This window comes from Streptomyces sp. NPDC048295 (genome assembly GCF_040652135.1).
Classification (GTDB): Bacteria; Actinomycetota; Actinomycetes; order Streptomycetales; family Streptomycetaceae; genus Streptomyces.
Window position 1 is genome coordinate 79,202 of the sequence record NZ_JBEZLL010000009.1, and the last position, 12,044, is coordinate 91,245.

The 12,044-nt window shown below is 71.4% G+C and carries 11 protein-coding genes; 5 read left to right on the top strand and 6 right to left on the bottom strand.

Annotated elements, in window-relative coordinates; all coding sequences use genetic code 11:
* Positions 1-33: 33 nt before the first annotated feature.
* Complete coding sequence (locus tag AB0D53_RS15770) at positions 34-930, top strand: alpha/beta hydrolase (RefSeq protein ID WP_362445863.1); 897 nt, start codon at positions 34-36, stop codon at positions 928-930.
* Positions 931-1,100: 170 nt separating this feature from the next.
* Positions 1,101-1,577 carry a GNAT family N-acetyltransferase gene (locus tag AB0D53_RS15775; protein WP_362445866.1) on the top strand — a complete coding sequence of 159 codons (477 nt, stop codon included), beginning with the start codon at positions 1,101-1,103 and terminating at the stop codon, positions 1,575-1,577.
* Between the two features lie 72 nt (positions 1,578-1,649).
* Here the strand turns inward: AB0D53_RS15775 and AB0D53_RS15780 are convergent, their stop codons facing one another.
* The 3 genes from AB0D53_RS15780 to AB0D53_RS15790 form a co-directional block, all read right to left on the bottom strand.
* On the bottom strand, positions 1,650-2,873 hold the full coding sequence (locus AB0D53_RS15780; RefSeq protein ID WP_362445869.1) for a 2-oxo acid dehydrogenase subunit E2: 1,224 nt from the start codon (positions 2,871-2,873) through the stop codon (positions 1,650-1,652).
* Positions 2,874-2,974: 101 nt separating this feature from the next.
* Positions 2,975-5,662 (bottom strand): pyruvate dehydrogenase (acetyl-transferring), homodimeric type, encoded by a 2,688-nt coding sequence (gene aceE, locus AB0D53_RS15785; protein WP_362445872.1) that lies wholly within the window; start codon positions 5,660-5,662, stop codon positions 2,975-2,977.
* Positions 5,663-5,769: 107 nt separating this feature from the next.
* Positions 5,770-6,510: an SDR family oxidoreductase gene (locus tag AB0D53_RS15790; RefSeq protein WP_362445875.1), complete on the bottom strand. Its 741-nt coding sequence runs from the start codon at positions 6,508-6,510 to the stop codon at positions 5,770-5,772.
* A gap of 270 nt (positions 6,511-6,780) precedes the next feature.
* Between AB0D53_RS15790 and AB0D53_RS15795 the strand changes: the two genes are divergently transcribed.
* Entirely contained in the window at positions 6,781-7,242 is a 462-nt protein-coding gene (locus tag AB0D53_RS15795; RefSeq protein WP_362445878.1) for a cupin domain-containing protein, read from the top strand.
* A 78-nt stretch (positions 7,243-7,320) separates the two neighbouring features.
* Here the strand turns inward: AB0D53_RS15795 and AB0D53_RS15800 are convergent, their stop codons facing one another.
* From AB0D53_RS15800 to AB0D53_RS15810, 3 genes are all read right to left on the bottom strand, one after another.
* Entirely contained in the window at positions 7,321-7,815 is a 495-nt protein-coding gene (locus AB0D53_RS15800; protein WP_362445881.1) for a cupin domain-containing protein, read from the bottom strand.
* A gap of 43 nt (positions 7,816-7,858) precedes the next feature.
* Complete coding sequence (locus AB0D53_RS15805) at positions 7,859-9,406, bottom strand: MFS transporter (RefSeq protein ID WP_362445884.1); 1,548 nt, start codon at positions 9,404-9,406, stop codon at positions 7,859-7,861.
* 128 nt (positions 9,407-9,534) lie between these two features.
* Entirely contained in the window at positions 9,535-10,005 is a 471-nt protein-coding gene (locus AB0D53_RS15810) for a carboxymuconolactone decarboxylase family protein (RefSeq protein WP_207820704.1), read from the bottom strand.
* A 158-nt stretch (positions 10,006-10,163) separates the two neighbouring features.
* On the opposite strand from AB0D53_RS15810, the gene AB0D53_RS15815 reads away from it, so the two are divergent.
* Complete coding sequence (locus AB0D53_RS15815) at positions 10,164-10,952, top strand: DUF427 domain-containing protein (protein WP_362445887.1); 789 nt, start codon at positions 10,164-10,166, stop codon at positions 10,950-10,952.
* A 108-nt stretch (positions 10,953-11,060) separates the two neighbouring features.
* Positions 11,061-12,011: an alpha/beta hydrolase gene (locus AB0D53_RS15820; protein WP_362445890.1), complete on the top strand. Its 951-nt coding sequence runs from the start codon at positions 11,061-11,063 to the stop codon at positions 12,009-12,011.
* Positions 12,012-12,044 lie beyond the last annotated feature (33 nt).

Consider the following 12,044-nt stretch of genomic DNA (forward strand, 5'->3'; position numbering starts at 1 on the left):
CCGATCATCGCTCCCGTCCGAAAGGACATCGCCATGAACCGAACCACCCGTACCGGCCGGACCACCCGTACCGGCCGGACCACCCGTACCGGCCGGACCACCCGTACCGGCCGGACCCGTACCGCTCTCACAGCCCTCGCCACCGCGAGCATCTTCGCCGGGCTGCTCGTCACCACCAACGGATCGGCCGCCGCCGACAAGGCCGCCGCCACCGAGGCGCCCAAGCCCACCGTTGTCCTCGTCCACGGCGCGTTCGCCGACACCACGAGCTGGAACGACGTCATCCGCAGACTGCGGCACGACCAGTACCCGGTGGTCGCCGTCGCCAACCCGCTGCGCTCCCTGAGCGGGGACTCCGCCTACCTCAAGGACGTCCTGGCCGGCATCGACGGCCCCATCGTCCTGGCCGGGCACTCCTACGGCGGCTCGGTGATCAGCAACGCCGCCACCGGCAACGCGAACATCAAGGCGCTGGTCTACCTCGCGGCCTTCCTCCCGGACAAGGGCGAGAGCGCGACCGACCTGGCGGCCAGGTTCCCCGGGAGCACCCTCGGCGACGCGCTGCGTCCGGTGCCGACCACGAACGCCGACGGCTCCCGGGTCAACGACCTGTACATCCGGGACGAAGCTTTCCATCACCAGTTCGCGGCGGACGTGCCCCGCGCCAGGACGGACCTGATGACCGTCACGCAGCGGCCGATCACCGACGCGGCCCTGGCCGGGGGCGCGGCTGAACCGGCCTGGAAGACCGTCCCCTCCTGGGTCCTGGTCGCCACGCAGGACCTCAACATCCCGTCGGCGGCCCAGGAGTTCATGGCCGAGCGGGCTCACGCCCACACCTCGAAGGTACGGGCCTCGCACGCGGTGAGCGTCTCGAAGCCCGGGAAGGTCACCGAGGTCATCGAGGACGCCGCCCGGTCGGTGCGCTGACCCGATTCGGAACGAGCCGTGCGGACGGGCGCGACAGCGCGCCGTCCGCACGGCTCCTCGTGTGTCACACCCGACCGGTGCGGCCGGTCAGGTGTGTGCGACCCGCGCCACCGATTGACGGCCCGGCGGGCCACCTCCCGCACCGGTCCTGGATGTGCAAGGACGAACTCATGCGCCGCGAACCACGGATCGCACCGACAGGCCCCGCCGACCTCGCCCGCACCGTGGCACTGCACCGCCGCTGCTCGCCGCAGACCCTGTGGAGCCGCTACCACCGGGCGATGCCCGACCCCGCCACCTACCTGCCCGGCTTGCTCAACCGCCCCGGTTCGGTCCACCTGGCGGTGCAGGACGTCACGGGACGCCACATCGGCGTGGGTCATCTGATGCCGGATCACTCCGCTGTGGAGGTCGCTCTGCTGGTCGAGGACGACTGGCAGGGCCGTGGACTCGGGACCCGTCTGCTGCGGCGTCTCGCGGGGTACGCGCTCGGAGGCGGCTGGGAGACCCTCTACGGGCTGTTCCTGTCCGGCGACGAACGGATCGACGCGATCCTGCGCCACGCGGACGTTCCCGTACACCGCACGCGGGAGGGCGATTCCGTCACCGCGTGGGCCCGCATCCGCGACCTCGCGCCGACGCGCTGACCCCGAAACGCGGCCGGCCCGCGGCACCTTCCCGGAGGAGGCGCCGCGGGCCGGACGTGGTTCGGGCTCGTCTCACCCCACGGTGTCGGCGTACAGGTCGTCCTCGAACGCCGCTGCCTCCAGGATCGCCTTGACCGAGGTCAGGTAGCGAGCCGCGTCCGCCCCGTCCACCAGCCGGTGGTCGTACGACAGCGACAGGTGTACCAGGTCCCGGATGCCGATGACCTCGTCGTCGCCGTCGCGCACGACCGCCGGCCGCCGGACCGTGGCTCCCACACCCAGGATCGCGGCCTCCCTCGGCGGCACGATGACGGTGTCGAACAGGGCGCCGCGCGAGCCGGTGTTGGAGATCGTGAAGGTCGCTCCCGTCACGTCGTCGGGGGTGAGGTGTCTGCCGCGGGCCCGCTCGGCCAGGTCGTGGACGGACCGGGCGAGCCCGGCGACCGTCAGGTCACCGGCCGCCTTGACGACCGGGGTCATCAGGCCGTCCTCCGTGTCGACCGCGATGCCGATGTTCTCCGTGTCGAAGTAGGTGATGGTCCCCGCGGCGTCGTCGATCCGGGCGTTGACGACCGGGTGCGCCCGCAACGCCTGGGCGGCGGCCTTGATGAAGAACGGCAACGGCGACAGCTTGAGCCCCTCGCGGGCGAGGAACCCGTCCTTCGCCCGGCCGCGCAGCCGCATGAGCCGCGTGACGTCGGCCTCCACCGTGGTGGTCAACTGCGCCTGCTCCTGGAGCGCCTGCTTCAGGTTGCTTCCGATGGCGCGGCGTATGCGGGATATCGGGACCGTGCGGCCGCGCAGGGTGGAGGTGGCTTGAGGAACGGCAGGTGGCGCGGTTTCAACTGATGCCATGGCCAAGACAGCCGCGGCTGGAGCCGGAGTGGGCGCCGGAGTCGGTGCCGGAGCCGGAGCCGGAGCTGGTGCTGGAGTGGGAGTCGGAACTGAGGCCGAGGGCGGAGTCGGGGCCGGGATCGGGGCAGGTGCCGGCGCACCGGGCTCAGCCGGGGGCGTGGGCGGTGCGACCGGGGCGGGAGCCGGGGTCGCCGGCGCCTCGTCCGGTGCACCGATGATGCCGAGCACGGCGCCGACCTCGACGGTCTCGTCCTCCGCTGCGACGATCTCCAGCAGGACACCGCCGGCCGGGGCCGGGATCTCCGTGTCGACCTTGTCGGTGGAGACCTCCAGCAGGGGTTCGTCGGCCTCGACACGCTCGCCGGCCTGCTTCAGCCAACGGGTCACGGTGCCTTCGGTGACGGATTCACCGAGGGCGGGCAGGGTGACGGAAACCGTCATGATGTCCTCAACTCCTTACGACCGGCGGGCGCGACGCGACGGCCCGCCGGATCTGTCGTTCATGGTCTGTGTCGTACGGAGCCGGTCGCGCCCGGCATGTGTCAGCGGTCGAGGCCGTAGCGTGCGCGGGCCTGTCCGACGGTCGCGGGGAGGATCTGCCCCGTCCGGGCCAGCCGGTCGAGGGCGCTCACGACGATCGACTCGGCGTCCACCCGGAAGTACCGGCGGACGTCCTCACGCGTGTCGGACAGCCCGAAACCGTCGGTGCCCAGGGAGTAGTAGTCCTGCTCGATCCACTGGCTGATCTGGTCCGGCACCTGCCGCATCCAGTCGCTCACCGCCAGCACGGGGCCGGGCGCGCCGGCGAGCGCCTCGGTGACGAACGGTGTGCGTTCCTCGCCGCGCGTGCGGGCGTCGTCGGCGCGCATCGCGTCCCGGCGCAGCTCCGTCCAGGACGTCACCGACCACACGTCGGCGTGCACACCCCAGTCGGCGGCGAGGAGGTCCTGCGCCCGCAGCGCCCAGTGGACTGCCGTACCGGAGGACAGCACCTGCAACCGCGGCCCGGCGGCGCCGGGTTCGGCAGGCCGGAACCGGTAGATGCCCCGGACGATGCCCTCCTCGATACCCGGTACCGCGGGCATGGCCGGCTGAAGCTTCGGCTCGTTGTAGACGGTCAGGTAGTAGAAGACGTTCTCGGGCCGCTCGCCGTACATCCGGCGCAGCCCGTCCCGGACGATCACCGCGATCTCGTACGCGAAGGCCGGGTCGTAACTGACCGCCGCCGGGTTGGTCGCGGCCAGCAGATGCGAATGGCCGTCCCCGTGCTGCAGCCCCTCACCGGTCATGGTCGTCCGCCCGGCGGTGCCACCGACCACGAAGCCCCGGCCCATCTGGTCGCCGAGCGCCCAGAACTGATCGCCGGTGCGCTGGAAACCGAACATCGCGTAGAAGATGTAGAACGGGATCATCGGCTCGCCGTGCGTGGCGTACGAGGTTGCCGCGGCGGTGAACTCGGCCACCGAGCCGGCCTCGGTGATGCCCTCGATGAGGAGCTGCCCGCCGGCGCTCTCCTTGTAGTGCAGGAGCTGGTCCGCGTCGACGGGGTCGTAGGTCTGACCCTGCGGCGCGTAGATACCGGCCGTGGGGAACAACGACTCCATGCCGAACGTGCGGGCCTCGTCGGGGACGATCGGCACCCAGCGTGCCCCCGTCCGCTCGTCCCGCATCAGGTCCTTGACCAGCCGGACCAGCGCCATCGTGGTGGCGATCTCCTGGTGCCCGGACCCCTTCTCCAGGGCCTCGAAGGGTTTGGCGGGCGGTTCGGGCAGCGGCGTGGACGTCACCCGGCGCAGCGGCAGGGGACCGCCCAACCCGGCCCGCCGCTCGCGCAGATAGCGAACTTCCGGCGCATCCTCCCCGGGGTGCCAGAACGGGACCTGGTCCCCGGCGAGCGCGCTGTCGGGGATCGGCAGGTCCAGCACGTCGCGCAACGCACGGAACTGGGCCATCGTCAGCTTCTTCATCTGGTGGTTGGCGTTGCGCGACTCGAACGCCGGACCCAGCGTGTGGCCCTTGACCGTCTGGGCCAGGACCACGGTCGGCGCGCCCCGGTGCTCCACCGCGGCCCGGTAGGCGGCGTACACCTTCAACGGCTCGTGTCCGCCGCGGGAGTTCTCGAACAGATCTACCACCTGCGCGTCGCTCAGGGACGCGGACAGGGCGGACAGGGCATCGCCGGTGAAGAAGTTCTCGCGTATGTACGGGGCATCGCGTACGGCCAGGGTCTGCAGCTGGGCGTCGGGCACGTGGCCCAGGCGCCGTACCAGGTCGCCCGTGGTGTCCCGGGCCAGCAGCGGGTCCCACGCCTCGCCCCACAACGTCTTGACCACGTTCCAGCCCGCACCGCGGAACCGTGCCTCCAGCTCCTGCACGATCTTCGAGTTGGAGCGGACCGGTCCGTCGAGGCGCTGGAGATTGCAGTTGACGACGAACGTGAGGTTGTCCAGGCCCTCCCGGGAGGCGAGCGTCAGCGCAGCCAGCGACTCCGGTTCGTCGGTCTCTCCGTCGCCCAGGAACGCCCACACCCGGGAGGCGGAGGTGTCCTTGATGCCGCGCGCGTGCAGATAGCGGTTGAAGCGGGCCTGGTAGACGGCGCTGAGCGGGCCGAGGCCCATGGAGACCGTCGGGAACTCCCACAGCCACGGAAGCCGCCGGGGGTGCGGGTAGGACGGCAGGCCGCGCCCGCCCGCCTCCCGCCGGAAGCCGTCCAACTGCGTGGCACTCAGCCGCCCTTCGAGGAACACACGTGCGTAGATGCCCGGCGACGCGTGCCCCTGGAGGAAGAGCTGATCGCCGGAGCCGTCCGCGTTCTTGCCCCGGAAGAAGTGGTTGAACCCGATCTCGTAGAGCCAGGCCGCCGACGCGTAGGTGGAGATGTGGCCACCGAGCCCCAGACGGGACGCCCGGGTGACCATCGCGGCGGCGTTCCACCGGTTGAGCGCGGTGATCCTGGACTCCATCTCCAGGTCACCGTCGAACGCGGGCTGCGCGGCGGCCGGGACGGTGTTGATGTAGTCCGAGGACAGCAGCGGGGGCAGCGGCGTCCCGGACGCCTCGGCGAACTCGTGCACGCGCCGCATCAGGTACGCCGCGCGTTCCGGCCCGGCGTTGCGTACGACGGCGTCGAGCGAGGCCCGCCATTCGGCGGTTTCCTCCCGGTCGCGGTCGGGTAGCTGGTCGAGCTCACTGGACGCGGGCGTCTCGGTGGGCCGGGACGGATCGTTCATGTCAGCCTTCCTGTCACGGCGTGGGGGCGAGTGGGGCCGGTCGCGGGCCCAGGGGGGCCGACGGACGGCGTGGAGCGCGGGCGGCGGTGCGGCGCCGCCCGCAGGACTCAGCGGTTCTTGAGCCACTCGGTGAGGGTGCGGTGGCCCAGGTGGGCGCCGGGGGCGGGCAGCAGGGTCCGCTCCCCGAGCACCGCACCGAAGAAGGGGGCGCGGACGTCGGGAACCACAGGACCGGTACGGCCCAGGACGGCCAGGAGTTCGGCGGCGGCCTCGTCGAGCCGGAGCTCTTCCGGCCCCGCGACCTCGAGCACCCCGAAGCGGGGCAGTCCCACCGCGGCATGGGCGAGTGCCGCGGCGACGTCGTCCGTCGCGACCGGGCGCACCAGCAGCGGTGGCACGTGCACACCGTCGGCTCGGGCTCCCTCCGTCGCGATCGCCTCGACGGACTCGTGGAACGGGGTGGCGCGCACCAGGGTGTAGGGCACGGTGGCGCGCCGCGCGAGGTCCTCCTGCGCCGCCTTGGCCCGGAAGTAACCGGACCTGACGCGGTCGGCGCCCACCACGGACAGCACCACGTAGTGCTCCGCGCCGGCCGCGACGGCGGCCTTGAGGAGGTGGCCCGTCGAGGCGGTGAAGAACTTCGTGCTGACCGTCTGTTCCCGCGAGGGGGCGTCGGTGACGTCCACGACCACTTCGGCGCCGCGCACGGCCTGCGCAAGGCCCTGCCCGGTGCTCACGTCGACCGCGTCCGCGCGGGAGACCGGCACGACCTCCACCCCGTGGTCGCGGAGCCTGGCGACCGTCCGGGAACCGATCAGACCGGTGGCACCTATGACGACGACTCTCATCCGGATCTCTTTCGTCGGGGGCCGATGGCCCTGCCGGGTGTCCGAGGCGACGGCGGCGCGGGCGTCCGCCCGCCACCGTGCTCACCTCACCTAGACAGGCCGCAGCCGGTTCTTGTGACACCGAGTCGGCCGCGGCCGCACCGTCGTGTGTCACAGATTCCCGGGTCGCCCGGTCAGGAGAACCGAGCGGCCGCCACGGCCGCGACGATCACGTGATGGCGCGGACGATGTGCCGCGCGGACACGGTGCAACCACGGAAGGTGCGACCCAGTGTCGGAGAACCCACAGCACAACCACCACGGCCACCACGGGCACGGCACGGGCGGCGAGGACGGCCCCAGCTGGACCCGGGCGGCGAAGATGCTCCAGGACGCCTCGCCGGTCGTCGTTCCCGAAGGCGCCTCGGCGATGACCATCCACGTCCAGTGGGAGCCCGGCGACCCCGGCACCCCGCCGCACCGCCACTCCGGCCCGGCGTTCGGGTACGTCATCAAGGGCGCCGTCCGCTTCGAACTGGAAGGGGAGCCGGAGCGCGTCGTCGAGGCCGGCGGCACCTTCTGGGAGCCCGGCGGCGACGCCATCCACTACCAGGACGGCAACGCACTGGACGACGAGCGGACCGAGTTCGTCGTCACGATGATGTGCGCCCCCGGCAAGCCCATGCTCGAACTGGTCGACGAGGCGGAACTGAAGGAGCGCGCCCACCTGCGCGCACCGCGGCCGACCGCCTGACACACGGTGAGGGCCCCGTGCCCGTGACACCCCGGCGACCACCGGTGTCACGGGCACGGGGCCCTGCCCTATCTGCCGTCACTCCACGAAGTACGAGTCGTGCCGGTCGAAGAACGCGGCCCGCTCCTCCTCCGAGGCGTGCGCCAGCTTCGACACCTGCTCGAAGTACTCCTCACGCGGAGCACCCGGTGTGAACAGCAGCAGCATGTCGGCCGGGGCGTCGGAGTCGTTGCGGAAGGCGTGCAGCCCGCCCTGCGGCACGTGCAGGAAGTCGCCCTTGCGCGCGTCGACCCACCGCGCTCCGTCGAAGAGGCGGACGGTGCCGTCCAGGATGTAGAACGACTCCGAGATCCGCTTGTGGAAGTGCGTCTTGGGGCCGCCGGCCCGGGGCCGCATCTCCACGCGGTACAGGCCGAACTCGCCGCGGGTGGTGGCGGTCGTCGCCAGGTAGTGGGTGGCGTCCTTGCCAGGACCGCGCTGCCCGAGGTCCGGCGGTGTGGTGGCCGGCCGGAAGACGGCACTGACCTCCCCGTCCTCGCCCCAGTACTTCTGTTCCGGATACGGATACGACATGGCGGGTTCCTCGTCTCTCGTTTCTCTGGGTTCGGTCGACGCTTCAGTCGACCGTTCGGTCGATGGTTCGGTGAGGGGAGAAGCGGGACACCAGCGGCGGTTCCAGGGACCAGCCGTGGGCCCACCCGTGTGCCCGCCCGTGCGGCCGGTGCGTGACCGGGGCGGTCCGCCTCAGCAGGGCGAAGGCCAGCACCGCACCGGCGAACAGCAGCCCCGCGCACAGCGGCATGGCCCTGCGGAACGACGTGTCGAAGGCGGCAGGCGACCGGTAGGCCTCCGGTCCCATCCCGACCAGCAGCGGCAGCGCCGCCACCGCCACCAGACCAGCCGCCCGCGCCGCGGCGTTGTTGATGCCACTGGCCACCCCGGCGTTCGCGGCGTCCACCGAGGACAACAGGGTCACGGTCAGCGGAGCGACCAGGACGGCCATGCCCGCGCCCATCACCAGCAGTGCGGGCAGTACGTCGATCACGTAGGACGAGTCCGGCCCGACCCGCAGCATCATCAGCATGCCCGCGCCGCACACCAGCGGTCCGACAGCCAGTGGGATCCGGGGCCCAAGCCGCTGGGCGAGCACTCCCGACCTGGAGGAGAACAGCAGCATCAGCAAGGTCGTGGGCAGCATCGCGGCGCCGGCCGCCAGGGCCGAGTACCCGATCACGATCTGCAGGTCCAGCGCGGTCAGGAAGAAGAACCCGCCCGTTCCCGCGTAGACGCACAGGGTGATCAGGTTGATGGCGGTGAACGACCGGGAGGAGAAGAGGGCCGGCGGCATCATCGGGTCGGGAGTGCGCCGCTCCACGTGGAGGAAGGCGGCGCCGCAGACGACGCCCCCGACGGCCGCGACGACGGCCACCGGACCGTTGGCCCGCCCCGCGGTGAGCGCGTAGGTGGTCAGGGCGAGCGCCAGGGCGCCCAGGACGGCGCCGGGTACGTCGAAGGCCGGCCGTCCCGGCCGTGCGGCCCGGTGGGGCCTGCCCACCGATTCCGGGACATGCCTCAGCGCGACGGGCACGCACAGCAGGGCCGGGACGATGCTCAGCAGAAACGTCCACCGCCAGCCGGGGCCGTCGACCAGCCACCCGCCGAGGAACGGCCCGAGGGCCGCCGCGATCCCGCCGAACCCCGACCACAACCCGATCGCGCGCGGCCGGTCGTCCGGGTGGAAGGACGCCTCGATGATCGCGAGCGAGCCCGGGGTGAGCAGGGCGCCGCCGACGCCCTGCAGGGCCCGGGCGGCGATCAGCGTGCCGGGGCCCGGGGCGAGGCCGCACAGCAGGGAGGCCGCCGCGAACCACACGACGCCGACGACGAACACCCGCCGTCGCCCGAGTCGGTCGCCCAGCGATCCCCCCAGCAGGATCAGGCCCGCCAGGGTCAGCATGTAGGCGTTCACCGTCCACTGGAGCACGGCGATGTCGGCGCCGAAGTCCCGGCCGATGCGCGGCAGCGCGACGTTGGTGACGGTCGAGCCGAGCAGGACGACGCTCGACCCGAGCACCGTCGCCAGCAGGGTCCACCGGCCGCGGGCACTGGCGATCCGGAGGAAGGGAACGGGGTCGTTGTCGTCCCCGGCGGGAGAGTGCTTCATGTCGAGTCCTGGCGTCGTCCGGTGCGGTGGGGCGAACGGATGAAGGGTGGCCTGGGCCCGTCGCCCGGCCGGGGGCCGGGGAGGCAGGGCGACGGGCCCGCGCGTCCGGACGAGCCGGAGCGGTCGGCTCAGCCGAACATGCCGGGCTTGTAGCCGCCGGCCGGCTGCCGGTTGATGATGTTGATGCGGTTGTACGCGTTGATGACTGCGATCAGCGAGATGAGCGCAGCGAGCTGGTCCTCGTCGTAGTGCTTCGTGGCGTTCGCCCAGGCCTCGTCCGAGACTCCGGCCGAGCCGTCCGCGACGCGCGTACCCTGCTCGGTCAGTTCCAGGGCCGCGCGCTCGGCGTCGGTGAAGACCGTCGCCTCGCGCCACACGGCCACCAGGTTCAGTCGCTGCTGCTCCTCGCCGGCGGCGGTGGCGTCCTTGGTGTGCATGTCGGTGCAGAAGCCGCAGCCGTTGATCTGGCTGGCGCGGATCTTCACCAGTTCCTGGGTGGCGACCGGCAGGGCCGAGTGCACCGCCGCCCCGGCCGAGTTCAGGTGCTTCATGACCTTGCCGGCGAGTGCGTTGCCGAAGTAGTTGATGCGAGCTTCCACGGGGGGATCTCCTCAGGTGCTGAACGGTTACGGTCCACCTGACCGGGCACCCGCCGGTTCTGTGACAGCGCAGCCGCGGGCGCATCGGGGCGTCAGTGTGACACTGTGTGAGACCGCTAGCATCGAGACACGCCATCAGCGACTGCAAGGTGATCACCATGGCAACCGAAAGTGTTCTCCACCCGAGCCTCATCGTTCCGGTCGGGCACGTCGAGCCCGTCCCGCGCCGCATCCGGGGAATGATCGCCGGCCGGGTCGTCTTCGACACCCGCAGGGCCCTCTACGTGTGGGAATGGCAGGCCTACCCCCAATTCAGCATTCCTGTCGAGGACTTGGCCGACGGCGTGCTGCGCGGCGACGGGCACATGGAGCAACTCGGCGCCGGACCGGCCCACCGTCACACTCTTCAGGTCGGTCCGGAGGTCCGTGAAGGCGCGGCGTGGGTCTGGGGAGAGGGTGCGCCGGGCCCGCTGCGTGACACCGTGCGTTTCGAGTGGGAGGCGCTGGATTCCTGGCTGGAGGAGGACGAGCCGGTCTTCGTGCACCCCCGCAGCCCCTACTCCCGGGTCGACGCCCTGCGCTCGAACAGTCGGGTCCGGGTCGAGCGGGACGGCGTCGTGCTCGCGGAGGCCGGCAACTGCGTCAAGCTCTTCGAGACCGGCCTGCCGACCCGCTACTACCTCGACCCCGCGACCATCGACTGGACCCGGCTGCGTCACTCGGACACCGTCACACGCTGCCCGTACAAGGGGACGACGAGCAGCTACTGGTCCTTCGACAGCGACACCGCCTCCCACGAGGACATCGCCTGGACCTACGACTTCCCGACCACCCACGTGCACCGCATCGCGGGGCTGACCGCGTTCTACAACGAGCACGTCGACCTGTACGTGGACGGCTTCCCGCTGCCCAGGCCCGATGACTCCGGCGTGACGTCGGCCGACTAGACAGGAACGTTCGGCGACTGTCGGACCTGCGCGTCACACAATGGCTCCCGGCCCGGTCTCAGAGGAGGGAAAGACCTCCCGAGCCCACTGCCCGTAAAGGACCGCGCCATGAATGACATCGTTCTCGAACCCGCCGCGCAGGACTTCGCCGACGCCACCGCCAAGCCGCCACTGCTCTACGAACGGGGTGTCGAGGGCGCCCGTGAACTGCTCGACGACGTCCAGGCAGGGCCGATCGAGAAGTCCGACGTGGACGAGAAGTGGATCATCGTTCCCGCGGAGGTCGGCGAGGTGCGGGTACGCATCATCAGGCCGGTCGGCAGCACGGGTGTCCTGCCCGTGATCCTGTACGTGCACGGCGGCGGCTGGATCCTCGGCAACGCCGGCACCCACGACCGCCTGGTGCGCGAACTCGCCGTGGGCGCGCGGGCCGCCCTGGCCTTCGTCGAGTACGACCGTTCCCCGGAGGCGAAGTACCCGGTCGCCATCGAGCAGGCCTACGCCACCGCCCGCTGGATCACCACCAAGGGCGGTGACGAAGGGCTGGACGGCTCCCGCATGGTCGTCGCCGGGGACTCCGTCGGCGGCAACATGAGCGCCGCCCTCACCCACCTGGCCAAGCAGCGGGGGGACGTGACCTTCCGGCACCAGTCGCTGTACTACCCCGTCACCGACGCGGGCCAGGACACCGAGAGCTACCGCACCTTCGCCCACGGGCCGCACCTGACCGCCAAGGCCATGGAGTGGTTCTGGGACGCCTACACCACCGACCCCGCCGAGCGGAACCAGGTCACCGCGTCCCCGCTGCGCGCGACCCTGGAGGAGCTCCGGGGCCTGCCGCCGGCGTTCGTCGTCGTCGACGAGAACGACGTACTGCGCGACGAGGGCGAAGCCTACGCGCGCAAGCTGACCCAGGCCGGTGTGCCCACCACGAGCGTCCGCTACAACGCCACGCTGCACGACTTCATGATGCTGAACCCGGTCCGCGGAACCCAGGCCTCCACCGCGGCGATCGAGCAGGCCGTCCACGTACTGCGCAAGGCCCTCGGCACCCTTTGATCCCGCACCGCGCACATCAGTGAAAGGCCCCTC